Raw genomic sequence first — 21,008 nt, 5'->3', positions numbered from 1 at the left:
CGTGACACCGCTTCAGTTGATACCATTGCCGTCTGAGGAGTCATTTCTGTCTCCGCGCTACATGTCCCGACGTTTTCCGGCTGCGCGATGAGGGAAAAATCGACCCCGTCATGTCCGCAATTGACGCATTGCGGACTTGCCTTAATGGCGGCTATGGGCCGGCTACGCTTCGATTACCATTTCACCCGCAGACCAGCCGCGCCCGCCGAGGGCGTAGCTCTCGCCGACATTTTCAAGCCACCGGCGCGATCAATGCCCCGAAAACACCAGGGTCTGTACAGGAAGGAGCAAAGCTTGGATGCGCAGGATCATCGCGTGCACGAGACCGACGGTGTCCACCACATGCAGAAAGACCCATTGCATGGCGCCGATATTCTTGTCGGCGAGTGCGTCGTGGTTATTCGTATAGGCGTTCGCGATGCAGCTACTGCCGGGCGGAATGTCATCCAGCCCGCCTTCGAACAGCGGCTGCAGGAAGACGGTAAGCGTTCCCGGCCGCGCCAGTTGCTGAACATCAACAAGCTGATCAGTAATCCGCAATTGCCCAGCCGCGATGACATCCTGCACCTCGGTCACAACAAGCGGAATGATGGTGAACGGCTTTCCGATGCAGGTGGCCTCGGCGATCATCCCTTGTTTCATGACCTGTGCTTCGATCTGTCCAAAGCCTGCGATCAGCGTGCCTTTGCCCGCTGTTGCCGGCACGAGAATACCAGCGGGTCTGATCATGGTGTTGACGACATCACCTGGCCGCAGAGTGAATTGTTGAACAGTGCCGGCGACTCCGGCACGCACCAGTGTCTTGTCCAACTCCACCTGTGCCTGCGCAAGCGCCGCTTCCGCGCTCGCTTTCTGTGACGGCAGGAGGTCTGCGATCTTGGCCAGGAGGGTATCCTTCTTGGCGATTGCAGAACCGAGCGAGCCCTTGCGGCTTTCGACCGTGTTGGCGAGGCGATCGACCTCGCGACGGGCAACAGCATCTCTGGTCAAGAGCTGGGCCTTCAGTTCATATTCGTCGATGGCAACCTGAAGCGCACCTTGGGCTTCCTGGATCTGACCATCCGCTGTCACCAAGTCCGTCTGCGCAACCTTGGCTTCGGCATCCAGTTCCGCGATTTTCCGCCGCGCCGTCTCAAGCGCTGCCCTTTGCTGTGAATCATCCAGCCGGAAAAGCGGCGCGCCAGCTTCAACTTTCTGATTGATGCCGACAAAGACCTCATCGACGCGCCCGACCGTTTCCGGCAGGATCGTCACCGTGCGGAACACCGCCGTCACGTTTTTCGTCGACGGATGAAAATAGAAGATCAATGTGATCAGCGAAATGGTGAGCATGAGGCACGCCGAAATGCCCCAGCGCAACTCGTACCACATGGTATAGAGGTTGATCTCATAGCCAATTCGCTTTCCCTGGACATAGCGCCGGTAGAGGTAGTCCGGGAAGATCGTGAGAAGCGAGCAAAGCATCAATTCAAACATGGGCAGATACCTTCACGTCGCCCTGGGCCTCGCTCTTGGCGGGCTCTTCAGGCATCGCATGCGATTCGACGGATTTAGGAGGCTGGTCGCGAACCAAGGCGGGGTCGTCGGTCGTTTCAACCGTGCGGCCGGACAGCTTCCCCAGCGATTGAGCGATCGAGTAGAGCGGCGTCGAAAAGTCGGGGATGTGTATGAAGGCGAGCAGCAAACCCGCGATCCAGAACAGGTGGTTGTGCGTGAAGAGCGAAATCAGCGCCAGGACCGCGACCACTTCCATCTGGACCTTGCTGGTGCGATGCGCCATGCGCTCGGGAACAGCGTGAAGCTGAAAGTAAAGATTGCCGACAATCAGGATCATCAGGATCAGGAAGACAACGACGCCGACGAACAGGTAGTCGGTCTGACCGGGCGGCGTGATGAAGAATGGCAAATGCTCAACAGCTGCCGGATGGAGATCTTGCGCCATCGGGACTTCCTTCATGGGGGTTAGAACAGGCTGAAAAACTCAAATCGCGCTACTCTTACCTTACAGAGAACCCACGCATCTTTCTCGTAGTATCGGGTAATCTACAGAGAGTCTCTGGCGGTGGCCAACCATATTGACCGTCCGCGCGGTTCGATGTGTCGCTTCATATGAACTGCAAAGGGTAGTGCGTCGCCACGCCACGCCACGCATGCTGCTCCAGTCCATACCTACCTGCCGCTAGCGTGCCCCAAATGGTGTTGCAGCATGCATGCAAAAAAAGGTGGCGCTTGCGGCTGAGTTTGTCGGCGAAACCGAAGGCGCAAGGATACTCGCGCACATCCGGAACGACTGATTGATGGCTGCTGCTGGTAGCGACGACAGGACTTGACCTCATTGCCCCTGTCCGCCTCTTCCAAGGCCAGTATTGGTCATGACGTCACTAAAGCGTTCAGGACGGTTGGGGATGCCCGTTCGGTAGGAGCGGCCGATATCCTGACCAACAAAGAGAGGTGTGCCCATTGCCGCACTGTCCGCCGTCGCCAGTCTGGCACCGACAACCATACTCGTTTCGAAGGCAAGGCGGGCGTAACTTCGAGTAACCTCTACCGTTAGGGCGCTATTCAAGACCAAGCGCAGGAAGAAATCACGCCACCTTGATTGGAATCAAGTTGCGACGATCCCATCGATGTATTGGCAGATTATGTTGCCGCTTGTACCTGGTTGCGATTACACTGCTCATAGCTGCTGCAAGCGTACTTAATCAGGATCGAGAGGCCCGATGACAAGTGCCGGCACAGGAGTGATGCAACAGGCGGAACCGTCACCTCAAGCGGTCCGGGGAGCAGCTTGCACGTATTTTGGCCAGCGAGGAATGCAGACTACCCAAGCGGTCCTCAAATTTCCGGTCCTTCATCGTCGAGGAGACCCTCGCAGGTCGAGGCGAGCATTTGAAGGCTTACTCGATCGCCCTCGCGGTTTTCGGCCGCGGCGTGCGGTTTGATGCCAAAAGCGATCCTTGTGTGCGTATAGCTGCCGGGCGGATCAGGGGAGAGCTGGAACGGTAATAGCTGACTGGAGGGCTACCGCGGGCGTCAGCCAGGTGCTGCTCGAGGTCCTCAAAGTCGCCCACCTACATGGTTATCGAGGCAGTGGACCTCGACAACTGGGGATGGGGTGGGCTGCCGACCGCGGAATATCGGAAGCTCGCCGCCGCCAAGGGCACCTAGTCCGTTGGGCCGGCAAGCGCGCGCAGTTTGATCGTGTCATTCCGGAAGATCGGCCCCTGCTTGCTCGGCAAGAATGTATGCGGCGTACCAATCGGGCCAGTCATCGTCATGCTTGCCCCCGTTTCGCTTCTCATGCTCGCCATGGGCAGCGGCAGCGCGCCGAAGGGCTGCTGCCAGATCGCTGCCGGAGGCCAACGTCGCACCGTTGGTCTCTATCCGACCCGGTAGCCTCGTCGTAATCTCCTGGAGGAGCCATCCGTTGCCGTCCGGGTCGCTAAAGGATGCGAACGATCCATAGCTGGCGCGCGAAGGGTGTGGGCCGGGCAGCCGTCCATCGGTGTTTTGGTGGTGAAAGACGCCACCGACGTCGTGGAAGACGCTGCTCATTTCAGCACCATGTGAGGCCAGTGCCGCGTGAGCCATCTCAATGTCTGATACGATAAGATGCAGTCCCTGAGCGGAGCCCGGCACCGCGGATGTGACGTTCGATCCGAAGATCACAGAGCAGGGCGATCCCGGCGGCGTGACTTGAACGACGCGGAAGCCGTCCTTGCCGGGCACGTCGGCGTCGAGACGCCATCCAAGTCCGGTATAGAATGCCTTGGCGCGGTCGACGTCCGAAACTGGGATCACGACGACCTCCAGTTTCATGTCGACATCCTTCACTGTCTTTGTCGCGGTCCTGCTACGCTCCTGAATAGTCATCTTGTCATCCCTCGGTAAAATTGCTGCGGGGAACTTCCCGCGACCAGGCACACGATGCGCTCGCCTCGGGGGACCGTCCATTATCCAATGGTGTCGCCAGGAGGGCAGTTTGGTGGCTCGGGTAGCTGCCTCGGTTGGATATGGTTCCGAGGCGGCGGCTAGCACCGCTTTCAAGCGCGTCATGGGTGTATCGCCTCGACCTGGAAGGTCGGCTTGATCTCGGCGAGCAATCGGTGCGCGCTTCCTAATCATGTTCGTCCTGCTTTGTGCGCGGTCATTTGAGGTGTCCCTACGACCAGCCAACGTCTCTCCGAACACCCGCTACAGCTATTTGCCTGCCAAGGTTCCCGTGTAGTGGCCAAGTCTGGCCTCGATATCAGGATTGGTCTGCAGGCCCATATCCATCAGCTTGCCGATGTTCTTCTGTGCGACCGGGCGCTGTACGGACGTGATGAACGCGTCCCACCCGGCGCCGATCTCGGGGTCGGACGGCAGGCTTGCATAGTCGACGAGACGTTTGGTGTCAGTGATTGCCTGGCGGTCGAAGCCGGCGATGCGAGTGGCAAGGGCGTCTACGAACGGGTCAAGCTTGTCGTCGGGGAACGACCGGTTGACGTAGCCGTACTCCTCGGCAAGATCGCCATTGATGTCGTCGGAGCCGAGCAGAACCTCAAGCGCTCGGCCCCGGCCCATCAGACGGGGAAGCCGGGCCATAGGACCACCACCGGGTACGAAGCCTGCGCCGACCTCCCATTGGGAAAGGATTGCCTTCTCCCGGCTCGCAAAGCGCATGTCGCTCGCCAGCGCAAGTTCGCTACCGACCCCCGTTGCGCGTCCGCGGATCAGTGCGATGGAAACCACCGGCGCCTTGCTGATGCGAACCAACATGTCCGGAAGCGGATGAAGTCCCGTCGTCCCTGACGGCAGGCTGGTGGATTCGGAAAGCGGGGGCGTGAAGTTGTAGTGGGTCAGGAAAAAGCCCGGCACAGCACTATCGAAGACAACGACGCGCAGGTCGGGATCCGACTCGATCTCGGCGACGACCTTCTCCATCTGCGGAATAGTCTCCGGCCCGAAGATGTTGAAGGGCGGGTTGTCGAAAGTCACCCGCCAGTACGCCGGGGTCCTTTTGTCGACCTTGATCTGCGTCTGCTCGCTTGCGGGCTGAGCTTGCTCGCCCGCCGGACGGGTGGTCTTTTCGGCGACGACTGCTTGGCCGGAAAGCGCGAGAGCGGGCAGCACCAGAAGGGCGGTGGCCGTCAAAAACTTCGACGAGACAATGACGGCGTTTCTCGCATTCGTTGGCTTGATCTTCATGACTTGCTCCATCGGTGAGATTGGAAGAGAAAGGTTTGCTAGGGCTCGATCTCGAAAACGAGTTCGACTTCGACCGGCAGACCCAGCGGTATGCTGGCGACGCCGAGGACGATACGCGGCGGGACCCGATCCGCACCGAACACATCGAGCAGCAGTTCCGAGGCGCCGTCGGCGACCTTCGGATGTTCACGGAAATCTCCCGGCGTAGCGATGTAGACGCCGAGCTTGGCGATGCAGCGAATGCGATCCAGCGATCCGAGCTGCGCCTTGGCTGCGGCAATGCCGCTGAGGCAGGCCGTGCGCGCCGCGTCATAACCTTCGAGGACAGACAATTCCTCGCCGACGCGCCCGTGATAAACCGGATCGTGTCCAACCACTGGCAACATGCCGCTGAGGAACAACAGGGTGTCGCACTGCACAGCTTCGACATAGGCGCCGAAAGGTGTAGGCGCAGGAGGCAAGGCAATGGCCAGTTCCTCCAGTCGCGCTTCTGGGCCGCGGGCTACCATTTGCCGAGATGTGCGCCGTTGTCGACGTGCAGCACCTCCCCGGTGATATTTGCGGACTCCGTCAGGTAGACGACGCCATTGACGATCTCCTGGACCGCGGTGATCGTCCCCATCGGCGACAGCGATTTCAAAAGGTCCTTCGGGTTAGACGCGTGCAGCGGCGTGTCGACGACTCCTGGCGACACCGCGTTCACGCGAATGTTGTCGCCGGCGAATTCCAGCGCGAGGCTCTTGGTGATCGCGTTGAGTCCACCTTTTGTGATCATCGGCAGCGATGCGTTCACGCCCGCGATCGGGTGATCCGTAAGGGACGACGTGATGGTGACGATGCTTCCGCCAGACTTCTGGCGAAGCATCTGTCTGATCGCATGATTGGTGAAAAGGATGAAGCCTTCCACGTTGGTCGCGGAGAGCTGCCGGAAATCGTCAACTGTGTATTCCAGGAAGGGCTTTGTGAAGAAGATTCCGGCATTGTTGACCAGGGCATCGATAGATCCGAACCGTTCGACTGCCCGCTGTGCGACCCGTTCTGCTGTGTCCGGATCGCTGACGTCGCCGTTGACGAGTTCCAAGCGCTCGGCGCGTTCGAAGAGCGCGGTCTCGCTAATGCGTCTCGAGGTTCCGACGACATTGTAGCCCTTGTCGAGGAAGGTCTTCACGATACCGGCCCCGATCCCCTGCGAGGCACCGGTTACCACGACGGTCTTTTGCACACTCATATATGCCTCCGTTTTGACGCAAAGAGCCGTTCGCCCCACCTTGGGGGCAGGTCGGCCTGTTTCGAAATTGATGTGCTGGTGCCGGCGACGCCGGGACCGAAGGGGCTTACGCCCTGTGTTCTCCACAACCATCGCGCCGATTTCCTCGAGGCGCTATTGTACCAAGGTGTCCCCGATACTTTGGGATCGATTGGTGCGCGTAGACACCAAGGTGCAATGGACCGCAACGAGCACCAGAGCTATGACGGTCGGACCAAGAATTGCCGTGGAGTCCGACATGACGCGCTGGCCTGATCGCCGAATTCTCGACTTGCTCGGGATTGAAATCCCTATCATTCAAGCGCCCATGGCTGGCTCGACCACGAATGAGATGGTGGTCGCGGCTGCGCAAGCAGGGGGCCTGGGGTCACTGCCGAGCGCGCTGTTGAGCGTTGATCAGCTAAAGGCGGCCTTGACGAGTATCCGGAACTCGACGAAGGCGCCTTTGAACGTGAATTTCTTTGCACATCACACGCCGCCCTCCGATCCAGCCGCGCAGATGCGGTGGAGGGCGCTGCTCGCGCCATACTACGTCGAGTGCGGCCTCGACCCGGCAGCGCCGGTGGCGGGAGCTGGACGTGCGCCTTTCGACTCCGCTTTTTGCGACGTGGTGGAGGAGTTCAAGCCGGAGATCGTGAGCTTTCATTTCGGGTTGCCGGAGAAGTCGTTGGTGCAGCGAGTGAAGGCGACCGGCGCGAAGATCATCTCTTCGGCCACGACTGTCGCCGAGGCTGTCTGGTTAGAAGAAAACGGCGTCGACGCTGTCGTCGCAATGGGTTTTGAAGCCGGTGGTCATCGCGGAAACTTCCTGACACATGACATGTCCACGCAGGTTGGAACGATGGCGCTGGTTCCGCAGGTTGTTGATGCCGTGAACATCCCCGTCATCGCGGCAGGAGGCATTGCTGACGGGCGAGGCGTAGCGGCCGCCCTGATGCTCGGTGCATCGGCGGTTCAGATCGGAACCGCGTACCTCTTCTGCCCCGAAGCAAAGATCCCTGCCGTCCATGCGCAAGCGCTCGGTGATGCGCGCGACGACAACACCGCGATCACCAACGTCTTCACCGGCAGGCCCGCCAGAAGCGTGGTCAATCGCATCATGCGCGAACTCGGGCCGCTCACCGAAAGCGCTCCACCATTTCCAACCGCGGCTGCCGCTCTCGCCGCAATCAAGGCGAAAGCGGAGGAGGCGTCCGGGAACGACTTCACGAATCTTTGGTCAGGGCAGGCGGCGAAGCTCGCACCGAGGCTGTCCGCTGGCGATCTGACGCGGCGCCTGTATGAGGATGCCCTCAAAGTGATCGAAGGACGGACGCAAGGCTGAGCCTGGGAAGTGTGTCGGATCGCGCTTCTGATACGGGGGCCGCGATTAGGTAGCACACGGGAGGTTGATGGAAAGGCTTCCATTTCCCAACCGTCTACCTTGAAGAAACGAAAGGATTTTCGATGGAACGGCATTTCGTTGAAATCAGTGGAAGCGAAGCGAAGGCCGCTGACGGTAGTCCTCTCGACGCTCTGATAGAGTTTTATAGAGCCTTCAACAGCGGCGACATGACCGGGCTGGAGTCGGTCTGGTTCGACGGGGAGGCTCCAAGCATGGACAATCCCATCGGCGGCATCCGCCGAGGGTGGCCTTCGATCTCCGAAGGCTACTCCAGGCTTTTCGAGGGCCAGGCTGAGGTCCACGTCACCTTTCACGACTTTACGAGCCAGGGTGGCGCCGACTGGCACCTCTTCGTCGGTCGCGAACGAGGCCAATGCAAGACGCCGCGCGAGATGATCGACGTCGCCTTCCGGACGACGCGGTGGTTTGTCCGAAAGGACGACGCCTGGCGGCTGCTTCACCATCACGGATCGATCGAAGACCCAAAGATGCTTGCCGACTACCAACGGCTGATCTTTAGCGAACGCAAATGACCAAGCAGAGCCGGCGGTTGTCGGCGCTGTCTCGTTGATGACGTGTGGACATGGCCGTAAATCCCGAAAACCGGGACCTTCGAGATTGCCCGCGAACTCCGCCAGCCTGATATGCTCAACATCTGGAGCGCTGGTTGTGAGAACGCCTCCGACCTCTTTCGCTGACAATTCTCGGTGTCTCATCGGAGCCGGTAGCAAATGGTGCTCCCGGCTTGATCCGCGTTTAGTGTAGCGGCGCAGCGCCAAGTTCGAGTTTGGCAGCCATGTTTACGAGCTCTGGCAACGATCGTGCCCGCATCTTCCTCATCACCTGCCCGCGGTGGGCCTTGATCGTGATTTCGCTGAGGCTAAGTTCATAGGCGACCTGCTTGTTGAGTAGCCCAGCCACCACGAACTGCATAACCTGGCGCTCGCGCACCGAGAGCGACCGATAACGCTGGTCGAGTTCATTAACCTTGATGGTTGATGCAATGGCGGCCTGTATTTCTTCAAGGAGAGCAACGGTGTTCACCGGCTTCGACATAATTGTAAAGTTGAACCGAGATGCCGTCATGGTCATGTCGCGATGGTCGTGGCTCGTTAGCAGAATTACCGGGCAATGCATCGCATAAAAGCAGATGATCCGGGTGAGAGTCTGGACATCCAGATCGGGCAGATCAGCATCGAGAACGATGCATCCGAAGCTCGATACGCGCCGGGCGGAGAGAAATTCATCCGCTGATTCGAAAATTTCAGGCCGCCAGCCGCGCGACCGCAACTCATCGGGCAGGTTCTCGCCCATGTCATCATTGTTGCTCAAGACGTATACGCACGGCGCGTCGGATGCTGATGTCTTGTTACTTTGGGATGTCTGAAGCAGACCGCCATTGTACATGCCATTCTCCTCCGGTTTAAAGAGAAATTCGCGCTTAAATAGTGATTGTGCCAGAAATGCTCTGGAAGCGCGAACCTCGCCAATAAGAATGGCTATTGTCTAAGCCGATACCGCCTGTGAAGCGACTTAAGTGGCTTGAGAGAATCTGAAATATCCTGAAGTATCCGGTGCGGCGCCTCCGCCGTCACAATCGCCGCGGCGGTTATAGATGCCGCTGTGCTATTTGGCATTGGCAAGAGAGATCGGATCGCTTTGGGACAGATCGAACGGGGCCTTTTCGAATTCTGTGGTTGGGAGATGGATCTCGCAAAGCGGGAACTGCGGGCTCTCGGCGCACCCGTTCCGATCGGAAGCCGCGCATTTGACATCCTCGAGGTCCTTGTCGTGGCCGACGGAGACGCCGTGTCAAAGGACGATCTGATGCGCCGCGTATGGCCTGGGATCGTTGTTGAGGAAAATACACTCCAGGTCCACATATCGGCCATTCGAAAGGCTTTGGGAAAAGACCGGAATCTGCTCAAGACGATCTCAGGCCGTGGATATCGACTTCTTGGCAACTGGAAATCCGGCGCGGCATCGTTCAACGGAACGGAGTCGTCGGTGAGAACTCCTCCAGCCGACGCCCGTTACGTTTCCAAGATTCCGGCGTCGATATCTGATCTTATAGGTCGTGAGAGTGCGGTGGCTGAGCTCCTTACGCTCGCATCCGCTTATCGGGTCGTGACGCTGACAGGTCCCGGTGGGATCGGCAAGACGGTCCTTGCATCCGAAATCGCCCGTAGTCTTCTGCCCAGCGTCGAAGGAGACGCCTTCTTCATCGAGCTGGTTTCGCTCCAGGATCCCAACCTCGTTCCGACAACGCTTGCTCAAACGCTCGACCTGCAACTTCAAGGTGATGAAATCTCGGCCGAGGTCGTCGCTCGTTGCATTGGCGGGCGAACGATGCTTCTCGTTGTCGACAACTGCGAACATGTCATCGATGCTGCCGCAACGATGATCGAGGCACTCGTCCGCACGTGCCCAAATGTGACGGTCCTTGCGACAAGTCGGGAAGTGCTGAGAATCGAGGGAGAGTTCGCTTATCGCGTCCCGCCGTTGGAGGTGCCGGCCAGGGAGGAGGCGACCGGCACTCTCGAACACAGTGCCATCCAGCTCTTTGTGGCGCGCGCTCGAGCGCTGCAGTGGGATTTCGCGGCCGATCCCGAGAAGCTCTTGGCCATTGCCGGGATTTGTCGGCATCTCGACGGCATACCGCTGGCGATCGAATTTGCAGCGGCCCGCGCTGCGACGTTGGGAATACAGCAGATCGCCGGCCGGCTGGACGATCGTTTCGTGCTGCTAACTGGCGGGCGCCGGACGGCGTTGCCTCGTCATCAGACGCTCCGCGCTACCCTGGACTGGAGCTATCACCTTCTGCTGGACGCCGAGCGGGAATTGCTTTGTGGCCTGGCGACTTTTCCCGGCGGCTTTACTTTGGAGGCGGCGGTAGCCGTCAGCGGCGACGGGGAAGCGGAAACGGCGTTGGCGATATCAAATCTTGTCTCGAAATCGTTGATAGCATTCGACGGTTTCGACGCTGCTCCGCGCTGGCGCCTTCTTGAGACTGTGCGGGTCTACTCGCTGGAGAAGCTTGGAGTTCGGGACGAATTCCGGCGAACAATGTGCCGAGTTACGAAGTACTTCCTCAAGCTGTTTAAGCCTTTTTCGGAGGAGCGTTCCCTTCAGACGGCGCTCGACAATATTAGTCGCTACCGAAAGGAGACCGACAACGTACGTGCGGCCTTGAGATGGGCGTTCTCGGAAAGCGGCAATGGCGTGCTCGGCGCGAAGCTTGCTGCCGCGTCAAGCGACTTTTGGACGGCAATATCGCTGGTCTCCGAAGCCGGCGACTGGGCTGAGCGCGCGCTGGAGAACATCGGAGAAGAAACCGGCTCGCGCACCGAGATGGTCTTGCGATGTGCTCTAGGATACGCACTCATCTACACTCAGGGAATGAACGAGCGCGGAAAGGAAGTGCTTACCGGCGCGCTGGCACTTGCCAGAGATCTGAACGACTACGACTATCGCCAGCGCCTAACCTGCGCCCTATGGCTCTTCTCCGCCCGCTCGGCGGAATTGAGCGACGCTCTAACCTATGCACGCGAATATGAAGGGGCAGTTGACGAGCAGGACGTGCGTGGACGCGCAACGGCCGCATGGCTTGTCGGCATTCCCCAAACCTATCAGGCGCTCCATCAGGAAGCTGGTGAGAGGTTGGAATGGGCGGCCACACACTATCCGCTGGAGAATCGCCGGACAGACTTGCTGCGATTGGAAGCGGACGTACGAACATCGTCCTTGGCTCACAACACAGTGAACCTGATCGCAGGTGGCCGACTGGACGCCGCAATTCTTACGGCAGAGGTTGCCATACAGGAGGCACGAGAGACACGGCAGCCATTCGTCCTATGCGTCGCGCTCGCATGGTCGGCTTCCTTCGTTTCGTTGACGCTTAACGATCTGGACCGCGCGCAGGAATGGGGTGAGGAGCTTTTGGCGGAGGCATCCAGGCACGGTCTTCAACCCTTCCATGCCGCCGGCTTGTGCATCAAGGGCAGTCTCGCCTATCGATCGGGTGGCCCGGCCGCTGGTATCGAGGCTCTTCGAACCGGCCTCGCGGAGCTACGCAATGGGGCCTACCTGTTGTTTTATCCGTTCTACCTCTGTGAGTTCGCGGCTGCGCTACAGTCGATGGGGCGCTTCAACGAGGCCTTGAACGAGGTCGGCAACGCTTTGCTTTTCTCAGAAGAGAAAGGCTACCGTTGGATGGTGCCCGAAATTCTGAGGCGGAAAGCAGACGTTCTCAGGGCGCAAGGCTTAAGCGAGACGTCCCTGATCGAAGGTCTCTTTCAGCAGGCGATGGCGGAAGCATCGAAGCAGGGAGCGCTGTATTGGGAGTTGAGCGCGGGCGTCAGCCTTGGTGCCTTCCGCGAGGCAAGCGTTCCGACTGTTCTCCTTCCCCTCTATCGGCGATTCACTGAAGGCCTCAGCAGCCCCAGGCTCCTCGAGGCGAAGGCATTGATCGAGGCATCAACGGCGTGAAGTGCGATGGAACCAACCGACGTCGCCTTTTGTCTCGTACGACGCACGAGCAGCGTTGATATTTTGGGCAGCCGATATGACGGGTTGTCTTAGGCGGCAGGCGCCACCGGCTCCATGGACGTTAGCGCAGCGACAATCTGCTCAGTGGTTACGATCGCGCTCGCATAGTTCGGCATATTGATCACCAGCGCCGCGTGCATCATCTCGTCGGAGTAGTCCGCGACGGCGTCCTTCACGACTGTCACGTCATATCCCAGCTCTGCGGCGAAACGCACGGTCGCCTCAATGCAGGTGTGTGCGATCAGTCCGATGACAATGAGTTTGTGAATGCCCTGCCTCTTGAGCTGAAGGTCAAGATCGGTATTTGCAAAGCCGCTGGAGCACCAATGCTCCGAGGCGACAATCTCACCGGACGCCGGTACAAACTCCGCCTTGAACTCGCCGCCCCAGGTCCCGTATTCAAAACTCCTACGGTTCCACGCCAGCTTTTGAATAGGCGCAATGTACTTCCAGTTCTCGTAGTCGCCTTCGCGGTACCTGTGGTGCATGGCAAAGAAGACAGGGATCTTCACCTGTCGTGCGGTATTGAGGATTTGCTCCATGTGCGGCACGCAATTGTTGGCTTCGGCAACTTCCTTGATGCGTGGCCAAATCTTGCCGCCTTCCGAGATGAAGTCGTTGTATGGGTCGACGACCAGAAGACCGGTCGTACCGCGCTCGTAGGACAGATGCATGATTATCGGCTCCTTTGGGCTTCAGGCTGCTTTCGAGGGCTGTTGGCTGCGAAGCGCGTGGCGCTCGATGCTGGCTGCGAACAGTGGCGTCTCGCCCTTGTTGTGGGCGATCGACATCGGCTGGCGCTGTGTGCGGAAGATTTCGAAAGGGATGCCCTGCCGATCGAGGGATGCGAGCATCTCCGGGGTGGCGAAGGATTGGACCCGGTTGGTGAATTCGCAGCGATCCTTGTCGATTGCCTTGACGCTCAGTTCCCAGGTGACGTGAATGGTTACCCGGCCCGTCGGCGTGAACACATCTGAGTCGGAATCAAGGATCAGATGATCCTTTTCGCCGAGCGTTTCGACGTAGTGCTGCACCATCAGGCTGCCGCCGATCGTTTCGACGTTGATCGACATGCGCGTACCGTCCGGAGCGGTCGTGAAGCCGGCAGCGATATGGGCGGGCGAGCAGCCCTGGTATTCCTTTTCGGGCAGCGTGAAGCACCACGTCGCGATGTCGATCTTCTCGATCGGTGCGTTGATGATGGCCGTGAAGCTGGAATCGACGATCTGGTTGTCCGACATTGCCTTTCTCCTTTATCCATTGGATGGGAATGGTGAATGAGCTGCGGCATCATGAAACGCCGCAGCCGCCGTCAGATCGATTTGCGGAGCGGTTTGAAGGCGGCGCGCAGATCGGCCGTGAGAAGCATCGGCTGCTCCCAGGCTGCGAAGTGGCCGCCCTTGGGGGGGCGGTTGTAGAAGATGAGCTTCGGGTATGCCTTCTCGGCCCAACTCTGGGGAGCCTGGTAAATCTCGTCCGGGAAGGCACTGACCCCGACCGGTATCTTGATGCCGCGCGGATCGAAGAAACCACCCGAAGGGGAGTGCGCGTTATCCCAGTACAGACGGGCGGAGGAGATCGCCGTGTTGGTCAGCCAGTAGAGTGTGATGTTGTCAAGGATATCGTCCTTCGTCAGGCCTTCCGTTTTGCCGTCGAAGACGCGAGCGATCATGTCATAGCTGCGGATGTCATGGTCGAGCATCCATGAGGCAAGACCAATCGGCGAGTCGACAATGCCGTAAAGCGTCTGCGGCCGGTTGTTCATCTCGATGGCGTAGCCAAGACCATTCTTGTAGAAATCGTCGAGCTGATCCCACGCCCGCTTTTCATCAGGTGAAAGGCCGGCGGGCTGGCTGCCGCTGGAGAGCGCCTTGGATATGTCGGCGGGAACGGTTGCCGCCATGTTGGTATGGATGCCGAGTAATCCCGGAGGTTCCTGCACAGCCATCAGTTCGGTAACGGCATTGCCCCAGTCGCCGCCCTGCGCGACGTATTTTGCGTAGCCGAGGCGTTGCATCAGCACGGCCCAGGCCTTGGCGATGCGAGGAGGGGTCCATCCGGGCTCTGTCGGCTTGCCGGAGAAGCCGTAGCCGGGAAGCGATGGGATCACGACATGGAAGGCGTCTTCAGCACTGCCGCCGTGCGCGGTCGGATCGGTCAGGGGCTCGATGATTTTGAGCTGTTCGATGATGGAACCGGGCCATCCATGGGTGACAAGGATCGGCAGGGCGTTTGCGTGCTTCGACTTCACATGTATGAAGTGAATGTCCAATCCGTCGATCTTCGTGGTGAATTGCGGGTAAGAGTTCAGTTTCGTTTCGATTTTACGCCAGTCGTAGTGCTTGGCCCAGTGGTCGGCGAGCTTCTTGATGGTAGCGAGCTGGACGCCCTGCGAGTGATCCTTGACCGTTTCCCGGTCAGGCCACCTGGTCGCCGCGACCCGCCGGGCAAGGTCGGATAGCTCCGCATCCTTAACCGAGAATCGAAATGGTTTGATCTCGTTTGGGTCTCCGCTCGCGGCAAACGCTTCTGGAAGTACGCCCAACGCACTGATTGATGCTGCTACTGCAAGAAGTGTGCGACGCGAAACCGCCGGCTGATTCTGGGACATGAGAGCCTCCTGTGTGAGTTTGCTGGCGGATAACAAGTCACCAAAGAGGAGATACAGCCATTGAACTAAGGTATCGGCGACACCTTCGTATTAAGGAATCGAGAGCACGTTTGGGTGCTCGCATTCAACTCGGTCTCCTATGGTTCGGGTCGATCCAGTCAACCTGAGAACATCATCATTCCGATTCGGCGATGGCCAATGGATCGCGATACGGTCGCATGGCTTCGCTTCAGGTCCTGCGTCGCGAATTTCAGCACACGATGTTACCCAATACCAAGGTGTTGCCGATACCAACGTGCAAGTGCGCATCCCGGCGATCGTCGGCATACTTTCCTAATGCAGCCGGTTTCGCTGCGTAACGGCAAAGGAAGGAGCCGACAGATGAAGATCCTGATGGTTTTCACATCGCATGACATACTCGGAAGCACCGGCCGCAAGACGGGCTTCTGGCTTGAGGAAGGAGCAGCACCATATTACGTCTTTCGCGACGCCGGCATCGATCTGACGCTCGCCTCGCCGAAGGGCGGTCAGCCGCCAGTCGACCCGAAAAGCGATCTTCCCGAGAATCAGACCGCCGCTATGGCTCGCTTCAAGAAGGATCCGGACGCGCAGAAGGTATTCGCGACGACGAAGAAGCTGAAGGACATGCGGTCCGAGGATTTCGACGCGGTTTTCTATCCAGGCGGCCATGGACCGATGTGGGATCTTGCCGAGGACCTGGACTCAATCGCCTTGATCGAATCCTTCTATAACGCCGGAAAGCCTGTCGCGGCGGTGTGCCATGCGCCTGGGGTCTTGCATCGCGTGACCTATAAGGGGGAGCCGATCGTCAAGGGCAAGCGCGTCACAGGTTTCACCAACACCGAGGAGGAAGAGGTTCAACTGACCAAGGTCGTGCCCTTCCTGGTTGAGGACGAACTGAAACGGCTCGGCGGACTTTTCGAGAAGAAAGACAACTGGCAACCCTTTGCCATCACCGACGGTCGGCTTATCACCGGCCAGAACCCTGCTTCCTCCACCGCAGGTGCACAGGCCCTCGTCAAGCTTCTGAAAGGCGCAGCGGAGCAGGCAAGCTCCACGGCCGCGTAGCTAGCCATGCGACTGCGTAACGACAAATTCGTGGTCGCAATTCCAGCCGTTGCGACCACTGGCAACGCCTGGGTCTCGTATGGTCCCGGCGTTGACAGCGGGCACAATTCAATAACTCTGCCTATCGGCTTTTGGGTGCGAGCAGAGGCGCCGACCGGTCGTATGGAGAGGCCGGCCCGACTAGGCAAGTCTTTCAAGAGCATCAATTGCAGGTCTCCGTGCCATCATCCAGACCGACCGATATCGAAGCGTCCAGCGACAATTTCGTTCCACAATGTGGCCGATGAACCGGCGTTGAAGAAGCGTTATGTCGGTTTCTTTAGGCTGAAATAGATGTGAGGCACAGTGCGGCAGGAGAGTAAGATACCTCCTCTTGGTGGTATCTTGTGGTATTTTACCTTCGCAAGTACCCGTTGTTGAGCGAATATCAACTTCGCGGTCATGTGGAATTGGCTGACCGGGAGAACCGGACTCGTGGCGCGTGGGCAGCATGCTGAGGCTGGGTGCCACCCTGATTTGACCTGGCCGCCAGCGTACCGCCTGCCACGGGCGAGGTCGGCGGACACCGGCCCTATTTCGAAGTGTTGTTCGTCAACAGCCAGCCGGCTGAGCGGTGGCCGGCTTTCGCCAAGGAAATCCGCTGGTCAAGGATGTCGATTTTCACACTGTCGAGGCCCAGTTCCATGAGGCTTATCGCGTTGTCTGGATCGATGTTGCGGCGGTGGGCGGGAATGCCCTGTCGCTTGCCGTCGAGGTGCTAATCAAGTAGGTCGGGCGGTACCCTCCCGCCGTTTTCAGACAGCCTCTTCATCAGTGTCTTGTGCAGGAAGGTGTTCATCTTCGCGCTGTCGCTTGGGTCTCCGGCATAGCCAAGTTCCCTAGCCAGTTCCCTGCGCTCCTGCAGACTTGCGTCCATCCCCACGGCCTTCATGAGGTCGACGATCGAATGGCGCCAATCGAGCTTCTGTCCCGAGTTTCTCACGGCTTCATCGAGTACGTCCTCAATATCCACTGCAGGAGTTGGGGCTGGCGGAGGTGCACCTGTCGCCGGATCGGTAATAATCGGCGGTCGCTCGGCAATCTGACCCGACTGCGGTGCGCCGGGTCTTGGCGGCGGAACGATATCGGCGGGAAAATCCGGTGATGGAGTCAAGGGAGAAGCAGGTTGGACAGGTGCCGCCGCCTGTACGTCGCCCAAAATGGCGTTCCTTATGCGGTCAAAAATGCTCATCGCTTGCTTCCTCCATGGGATATTTGCGGTGAGACAACAACACGGGCGGAAGAATTCGGTTCCGTTGGTGGCGCACTAGCGGCGGTAACGCGGGAGGTGAAGCTCCACCAGGCAATCGCTTGTCGTGGTACGGGTGCGCTACGGCTTTGAATTGTACCTTACGACGACGCAAACCCTTGGCTCTTTCGCCAGGCGATGACGTCGACTCGAAGGTCGCATAGTGCTGGTAGACCATGCTCTTCAAAAGTTGTTCGGCGAGGCGTTATGCCCGGAGTTACCCACTGTTCCCAAGCGGCGTTCATCTCGGCAAAAGACCCGAGATCGCGAAGCCAGATGTTGGCTTGGATCAGTTCCGACTTGTCTGTACCCTCCATCGCCAGCAGGGCATCGATACGGTCAAGGATCTCGGCAGCCTGTGCGCGTATGCTGCTCCCGGCGGCGAAATTGGCGGTCTGGCCGATGATATGGACTGTTTGAAGTGGCGACGCCTCGTCGACGGACGCGTGCTCGATAGCCATCGGCCGGTTTCCCTGTTTCAATTGGCGCGTCGGTTGCTGCCAAGGCCAAATTGCAGCCACTGCGCCAGTTGAACAGGCCGTTTTATTTTTCGCGGCTATAACGGAATGTTATGGGCGGTCCGTCATCGCTGTGTGTCGCGACACGAACTCGACAAGATAACGGGCGCCCTCGGACGCCTCGGACTGGGCATAAAATCCAATCTCGATGCGGACGGCGCCGGGTAGGTCGGCGGCCTTGTCGAGCGCGCGACATCCCTCGGGAATCGTGGCTTCAAGCATGGGACCGACGCCTATGCCGACCCTGACCGCCGTCGCCATGGCAACCAACGTGGACGCGACGCAGGCCGTCTTCCATTTTATGTTTCGCTGCGACAGCGTGGCGATCGTCTGGAGATTCCAGGGGCAACCCTCGTCAAACATGATGACCGGGAGCGGTCTGCTGGCGTCGACCACAAAATCCGATCTGACGACCCATGTCAGGTACTCGGTCCAGATCAGGATTGGCTTCCTGTTGAGAACGGTGATGTCGCACACGGCAAGATCGAGCTTTCCCTCTTCGAACATTTCCGCCAGACGCCGGTTGGGCTCGACGATTATGTCGATATCCACCTTCGGGTTCTGGGCCCTGAAGTCGCGAAGGATGTTTATCAGTCGACTGGCGGCGAAGTCTTCGACGACCCCGAGACGGATGCGCCCTTGGAGTACCTTTCCGGTGAGCCGACGGCCGACTTCATCGCTGAGCAGCACGATCTCCCGAGCATAGGCCACCATGACCTGGCCGTGAGCCGTGAGCTCAAGTCCCTTGGAGGATCGAGAAAAGAGCGTTACCCCCACGAGCTCTTCGAGCTTGCGGATTTGCATGCTGACCGCCGCTTGAGTTCGATGCAATTTGGCAGCGGCGCCGTTGACCGTTCCGATTTCGGCGACCGTCAGGAAAGCTCGTAAAAGATATGAATCGAGATCAAGCATTCGACAGCGTCTTCGGTTGCGTTAAAGGCGCGCTATCCGAATGTGCTCATGACAGCGAAATTTGACATTGAACGATCTGCATCCGCGAGGCAACGGGCCGGGGATCGCCCATGCCCCTATAAAGTTATCTGAACGGGCCTGTCGTTGAAAATGGCGGTCGAGGCTGCCAGACTATCAGAAATCGTTATAGGCCCTCACGAAATATCAAGGTTGTAAAGGATTCTGGCTGGGCGAATGATGCCATCACAGACTGAGAACCGGGGAACTTATCTTGACGATTGACCAGGACTTTCTGGAGGACCTTCGCCGTCGCTTCGGTAATGCCGCCGGCGGCGAAATGCACGATCCACACTTTCGCGAAGTTGCGGCAAGTGTCTTCAAGGATGGCGACAGCCGCAAGTGGCCGTTTGCAGATCCGGCGACCTTCCTTGGCGCGTCCTTTATCGAGGGCGGCATTACACCGGATGTGCTTGCAGCACTGGATGTGGCCTTGATCGGCGTGCCGATGGACCTTGGTGTGACCAATCGCGCCGGGTCGCGGTTGGGTCCGAGAGCCGTTCGGGCGATCGAACGCGTCGGGCCCTACGAGCATGTTCTCGGGGTTGCGCCAATGGGCAAACTCAAGGTCGCCGACGTCGGCGATGTTCCGATGAGAAGCCGCTTCGATCTCGCGGGATGTCATGCGGACATCGAAGCCAGCTACCGCATGATCGCCGATACTGGGGTGATCCCCCTGTCGGTTGGTGGAGATCATTCCATATCCGGTGCCATCCTCAAGGGGTTTGCGAGCCGCACCCCTGTTGGCATGATTCACATCGATGCCCATTGCGATACGGCTGGCCCATACGAGGGCTCCAAGTTCCACCACGGCGCTCCGTTCCGAGAGGCCGTCCTTGCCGGTGTCCTGGATCCTCGAAGAACGATCCAGATAGGCATTCGAGGCGGAGCCGAGTATCTCTGGGAGTTCTCCTTTGCTTCGGGCATGACGGTAATACACGCCGAGGAAGTCGCGGAGATGGGTATCAAGGCCGTGATCGCACGTGCCCTCGAGGTCGTCGGCTCCGGTCCAACTTACATTAGCTTTGACGTCGACAGCCTTGATCCGGCCTTTGCGCCGGGAACCGGGACACCCGAGGTTGGAGGATTGCTTCCGAGAGAAGTTCTCGCCATCTTGCGAGGCCTCCGAGGAGTAAATCTTGTTGGCGGTGACGTGGTTGAAGTGGCACCGCAATATGACGCGACCACCAACACGGCCCAGATTGCCGCGCAGGTCTTATTCGAATTGCTTTGCCTCGCCATGCTCAGCCCCGCCGTGCGCAACGCCGCCTGAGAGGTTGGGATCGCCGCCACCATCCAGAACCAAGAAAAAGGGAACATAAAATGAATATCAGCAAACTAGGAAGAACCATCGCAACTGCCGCTGCGTTCGCTCTGGTCGGACTGTCGGCCCATGCCGACGACCTCGCCGACATCAAGGCTGCCGGCCAAATCAGCGTAGGTATTTTCTCCGACTTCCCGCCATTTTCATCGGCCAGCGCGGACATGAGCCTCAAGGGATATGATGTCGATGTCGCCCAGAACATTGCCGACAGTCTTGGTGTGAAGCTCAACCTCGTAGGCGTCACCGGACAGAACCGAATTGCCTATCTGAACGATAAGCGCGTCGATATTCTGATGAGCGTCGGCTATTCGAAGGAGCGTGCAGAAGTCATTGATTTCGCTGCCGCTTACGCACCCTACTACATCGCGGTCATAGGGCCGGCAGCCGTCGCCATCAGCGGCAAGGACGACCTCGCCGACAAAACGATTGCCGTGAACCGCGGCACGCTCGAAGACACCTCCCTGACGGCAGCCGCTCCCGCATCGGCAACGATCCAGCGCTTCGAAAACTACAATTCCGTCATCCAGGCCTTCATCTCGGGTCAAACGCAATTGATGGTGGTTGGAAACGATGTTGGAGCGCAGGTTCTGGCACGTCAGGACGCCTTGAAACCGGAACAAAAGTTCCAGCTCTTGACGTCGCCATCACATATCGCTCTTCGCAAGAGCGAGGATGGCCTGAAGAACGCCGTCAATGACGTGGTTGCCAAGATGATCGCGGAGGGGAAACTCGACGCTAGTTCGAAGGCCTGGCTGAAGACGCCACTCAACCCTGAAAATCTCAAGGATTGATCGTATGACTGCTCCCTGCCGTGAAAGGA

Annotated in this window: 20 protein-coding genes and 1 pseudogene; 8 read left to right on the top strand and 13 right to left on the bottom strand. The window is 58.8% G+C overall.

The genetic code is table 11. The features are described 5' to 3' along the window. Window positions 1-249: 249 nt before the first annotated feature. Together RGCCGE502_RS16090 and RGCCGE502_RS16085 are read right to left on the bottom strand one after the other, a co-directional pair. Window positions 250-1,476 (bottom strand): HlyD family secretion protein, encoded by a 1,227-nt coding sequence (locus RGCCGE502_RS16090; protein WP_016555230.1) that lies wholly within the window; start codon window positions 1,474-1,476, stop codon window positions 250-252. Continuing rightward, entirely contained in the window at window positions 1,469-1,942 is a 474-nt protein-coding gene (locus tag RGCCGE502_RS16085) for a hypothetical protein (RefSeq protein WP_016555229.1), read from the bottom strand. The genes RGCCGE502_RS16090 and RGCCGE502_RS16085 overlap by 8 nt, the downstream gene beginning before the upstream one ends. A gap of 1,084 nt (window positions 1,943-3,026) precedes the next feature. Between RGCCGE502_RS16085 and RGCCGE502_RS39075 the strand changes: the two are divergent. Then, window positions 3,027-3,168: pseudogene (locus RGCCGE502_RS39075) on the top strand (tautomerase family protein); the annotation flags it as partial. Between the two features lie 36 nt (window positions 3,169-3,204). Here RGCCGE502_RS39075 and RGCCGE502_RS16075 read toward each other — a convergent pair. The 4 genes from RGCCGE502_RS16075 to RGCCGE502_RS16060 all read right to left on the bottom strand — a co-directional run bounded on the left by RGCCGE502_RS16075 (window position 3,205) and on the right by RGCCGE502_RS16060 (window position 6,418). Further along, window positions 3,205-3,873, bottom strand: coding sequence for a VOC family protein (locus RGCCGE502_RS16075; RefSeq protein WP_019280019.1), 669 nt, complete (start codon window positions 3,871-3,873; stop codon window positions 3,205-3,207). Window positions 3,874-4,200: 327 nt separating this feature from the next. Continuing rightward, a complete protein-coding gene (locus RGCCGE502_RS16070) occupies window positions 4,201-5,190 on the bottom strand; it encodes an enoyl-CoA hydratase/isomerase family protein (RefSeq protein ID WP_016555226.1) in 990 nt (329 codons plus the stop codon). Window positions 5,191-5,228: 38 nt separating this feature from the next. Next, complete coding sequence (locus tag RGCCGE502_RS16065; RefSeq protein ID WP_016555225.1) at window positions 5,229-5,699, bottom strand: RidA family protein; 471 nt, start codon at window positions 5,697-5,699, stop codon at window positions 5,229-5,231. Next, complete coding sequence (locus tag RGCCGE502_RS16060; RefSeq protein ID WP_016555224.1) at window positions 5,693-6,418, bottom strand: SDR family NAD(P)-dependent oxidoreductase; 726 nt, start codon at window positions 6,416-6,418, stop codon at window positions 5,693-5,695. The genes RGCCGE502_RS16065 and RGCCGE502_RS16060 overlap by 7 nt, the downstream gene beginning before the upstream one ends. Before the next feature lie 277 nt (window positions 6,419-6,695). Here RGCCGE502_RS16060 and RGCCGE502_RS16055 point away from each other — a divergent pair, with 277 nt between their 5' ends. After that, on the top strand, window positions 6,696-7,781 hold the full coding sequence (locus RGCCGE502_RS16055) for an NAD(P)H-dependent flavin oxidoreductase (protein WP_040674707.1): 1,086 nt from the start codon (window positions 6,696-6,698) through the stop codon (window positions 7,779-7,781). Window positions 7,782-7,903: 122 nt separating this feature from the next. Next, on the top strand, window positions 7,904-8,374 hold the full coding sequence (locus tag RGCCGE502_RS16050; RefSeq protein ID WP_016555222.1) for a YybH family protein: 471 nt from the start codon (window positions 7,904-7,906) through the stop codon (window positions 8,372-8,374). Window positions 8,375-8,597: 223 nt separating this feature from the next. Here RGCCGE502_RS16050 and RGCCGE502_RS16045 read toward each other — a convergent pair whose 3' ends face one another. Beyond that, window positions 8,598-9,248 (bottom strand): response regulator transcription factor, encoded by a 651-nt coding sequence (locus RGCCGE502_RS16045; RefSeq protein ID WP_016555221.1) that lies wholly within the window; start codon window positions 9,246-9,248, stop codon window positions 8,598-8,600. Between the two features lie 252 nt (window positions 9,249-9,500). Between RGCCGE502_RS16045 and RGCCGE502_RS16040 the strand changes: the two genes are divergently transcribed. Beyond that, the gene (locus RGCCGE502_RS16040; RefSeq protein WP_016555220.1) at window positions 9,501-12,329 is read left to right on the top strand and encodes an ATP-binding protein; all 2,829 of its coding nucleotides are present in this window, start codon (window positions 9,501-9,503) and stop codon (window positions 12,327-12,329) included. 89 nt (window positions 12,330-12,418) lie between these two features. Here the strand turns inward: RGCCGE502_RS16040 and RGCCGE502_RS16035 are convergent, their stop codons facing one another. The 3 genes from RGCCGE502_RS16035 to RGCCGE502_RS16025 all read right to left on the bottom strand — a co-directional run bounded on the left by RGCCGE502_RS16035 (window position 12,419) and on the right by RGCCGE502_RS16025 (window position 15,000). Next, window positions 12,419-13,063 carry a cysteine hydrolase family protein gene (locus tag RGCCGE502_RS16035; RefSeq protein WP_016555219.1) on the bottom strand — a complete coding sequence of 215 codons (645 nt, stop codon included), beginning with the start codon at window positions 13,061-13,063 and terminating at the stop codon, window positions 12,419-12,421. A gap of 21 nt (window positions 13,064-13,084) precedes the next feature. Continuing rightward, on the bottom strand, window positions 13,085-13,630 hold the full coding sequence (locus RGCCGE502_RS16030) for a hypothetical protein (protein ID WP_016555218.1): 546 nt from the start codon (window positions 13,628-13,630) through the stop codon (window positions 13,085-13,087). Between the two features lie 71 nt (window positions 13,631-13,701). Continuing rightward, the gene (locus RGCCGE502_RS16025) at window positions 13,702-15,000 is read right to left on the bottom strand and encodes an epoxide hydrolase family protein (RefSeq protein WP_016555217.1); all 1,299 of its coding nucleotides are present in this window, start codon (window positions 14,998-15,000) and stop codon (window positions 13,702-13,704) included. A gap of 381 nt (window positions 15,001-15,381) precedes the next feature. Here RGCCGE502_RS16025 and RGCCGE502_RS16015 point away from each other — a divergent pair, with 381 nt between their 5' ends. Together RGCCGE502_RS16015 and RGCCGE502_RS37290 are read left to right on the top strand one after the other, a co-directional pair. Further along, window positions 15,382-16,089 carry a type 1 glutamine amidotransferase domain-containing protein gene (locus RGCCGE502_RS16015; RefSeq protein ID WP_016555216.1) on the top strand — a complete coding sequence of 236 codons (708 nt, stop codon included), beginning with the start codon at window positions 15,382-15,384 and terminating at the stop codon, window positions 16,087-16,089. 613 nt (window positions 16,090-16,702) lie between these two features. After that, window positions 16,703-16,858, top strand: coding sequence for a hypothetical protein (locus RGCCGE502_RS37290; protein ID WP_019280017.1), 156 nt, complete (start codon window positions 16,703-16,705; stop codon window positions 16,856-16,858). Here RGCCGE502_RS37290 and RGCCGE502_RS16010 read toward each other — a convergent pair. The 3 genes from RGCCGE502_RS16010 to RGCCGE502_RS16000 form a co-directional block, all read right to left on the bottom strand. Beyond that, a complete protein-coding gene (locus RGCCGE502_RS16010; protein WP_016555215.1) occupies window positions 16,847-17,320 on the bottom strand; it encodes a DUF3597 domain-containing protein in 474 nt (157 codons plus the stop codon). The two genes, RGCCGE502_RS37290 and RGCCGE502_RS16010, sit on opposite strands and share 12 nt — an antisense overlap. 158 nt (window positions 17,321-17,478) lie before the next feature. Further along, complete coding sequence (locus RGCCGE502_RS16005) at window positions 17,479-17,838, bottom strand: Rid family hydrolase (RefSeq protein WP_016555214.1); 360 nt, start codon at window positions 17,836-17,838, stop codon at window positions 17,479-17,481. Window positions 17,839-17,946: 108 nt separating this feature from the next. Further along, window positions 17,947-18,807 (bottom strand): LysR substrate-binding domain-containing protein, encoded by an 861-nt coding sequence (locus RGCCGE502_RS16000; RefSeq protein WP_016555213.1) that lies wholly within the window; start codon window positions 18,805-18,807, stop codon window positions 17,947-17,949. A gap of 271 nt (window positions 18,808-19,078) precedes the next feature. Between RGCCGE502_RS16000 and speB the strand changes: the two genes are divergently transcribed. Further along, window positions 19,079-20,137, top strand: a complete 1,059-nt coding sequence (gene speB / locus RGCCGE502_RS15995; protein WP_016555212.1) for an agmatinase — start codon at window positions 19,079-19,081, stop codon at window positions 20,135-20,137. 50 nt (window positions 20,138-20,187) lie between these two features. Continuing rightward, window positions 20,188-20,979 carry a transporter substrate-binding domain-containing protein gene (locus RGCCGE502_RS15990; protein WP_016555211.1) on the top strand — a complete coding sequence of 264 codons (792 nt, stop codon included), beginning with the start codon at window positions 20,188-20,190 and terminating at the stop codon, window positions 20,977-20,979. Window positions 20,980-21,008: the final 29 nt, after the last annotated feature.

It is taken from the genome of Rhizobium grahamii CCGE 502 (assembly GCF_000298315.2).
GTDB lineage: Bacteria > Pseudomonadota > Alphaproteobacteria > Rhizobiales > Rhizobiaceae > Rhizobium > Rhizobium grahamii.
Note: the sequence above shows the minus strand (reverse complement) of the source record. Positions and strands in the feature narration are given on the sequence as shown.

Excerpts from the sequence above, each read along its gene's own strand:
- RGCCGE502_RS16090 (WP_016555230.1), bottom strand. The coding sequence starts at position 1,476 with ATGTTTGAATTGATGCTTTGCTCGCTTCTCACGATCTTCCCGGACTAC.
- RGCCGE502_RS16030 (WP_016555218.1), bottom strand. The coding sequence starts at position 13,630 with ATGTCGGACAACCAGATCGTCGATTCCAGCTTCACGGCCATCATCAAC.
- RGCCGE502_RS16075 (WP_019280019.1), bottom strand. The coding sequence starts at position 3,873 with ATGACTATTCAGGAGCGTAGCAGGACCGCGACAAAGACAGTGAAGGAT.
- RGCCGE502_RS16055 (WP_040674707.1), top strand. The coding sequence starts at position 6,696 with ATGACGCGCTGGCCTGATCGCCGAATTCTCGACTTGCTCGGGATTGAA.
- RGCCGE502_RS16035 (WP_016555219.1), bottom strand. The coding sequence starts at position 13,063 with ATGCATCTGTCCTACGAGCGCGGTACGACCGGTCTTCTGGTCGTCGAC.
- RGCCGE502_RS16085 (WP_016555229.1), bottom strand. The coding sequence starts at position 1,942 with ATGGCGCAAGATCTCCATCCGGCAGCTGTTGAGCATTTGCCATTCTTC.
- RGCCGE502_RS16015 (WP_016555216.1), top strand. The coding sequence starts at position 15,382 with ATGAAGATCCTGATGGTTTTCACATCGCATGACATACTCGGAAGCACC.
- RGCCGE502_RS16005 (WP_016555214.1), bottom strand. The coding sequence starts at position 17,838 with ATGGCTATCGAGCACGCGTCCGTCGACGAGGCGTCGCCACTTCAAACA.
- RGCCGE502_RS16000 (WP_016555213.1), bottom strand. The coding sequence starts at position 18,807 with ATGCTTGATCTCGATTCATATCTTTTACGAGCTTTCCTGACGGTCGCC.
- RGCCGE502_RS16025 (WP_016555217.1), bottom strand. The coding sequence starts at position 15,000 with ATGTCCCAGAATCAGCCGGCGGTTTCGCGTCGCACACTTCTTGCAGTA.
- RGCCGE502_RS16045 (WP_016555221.1), bottom strand. The coding sequence starts at position 9,248 with ATGTACAATGGCGGTCTGCTTCAGACATCCCAAAGTAACAAGACATCA.
- RGCCGE502_RS16010 (WP_016555215.1), bottom strand. The coding sequence starts at position 17,320 with ATGAGCATTTTTGACCGCATAAGGAACGCCATTTTGGGCGACGTACAG.
- RGCCGE502_RS16065 (WP_016555225.1), bottom strand. The coding sequence starts at position 5,699 with ATGGTAGCCCGCGGCCCAGAAGCGCGACTGGAGGAACTGGCCATTGCC.
- RGCCGE502_RS16060 (WP_016555224.1), bottom strand. The coding sequence starts at position 6,418 with ATGAGTGTGCAAAAGACCGTCGTGGTAACCGGTGCCTCGCAGGGGATC.
- RGCCGE502_RS16050 (WP_016555222.1), top strand. The coding sequence starts at position 7,904 with ATGGAACGGCATTTCGTTGAAATCAGTGGAAGCGAAGCGAAGGCCGCT.
- RGCCGE502_RS15990 (WP_016555211.1), top strand. The coding sequence starts at position 20,188 with ATGAATATCAGCAAACTAGGAAGAACCATCGCAACTGCCGCTGCGTTC.
- RGCCGE502_RS16070 (WP_016555226.1), bottom strand. The coding sequence starts at position 5,190 with ATGAAGATCAAGCCAACGAATGCGAGAAACGCCGTCATTGTCTCGTCG.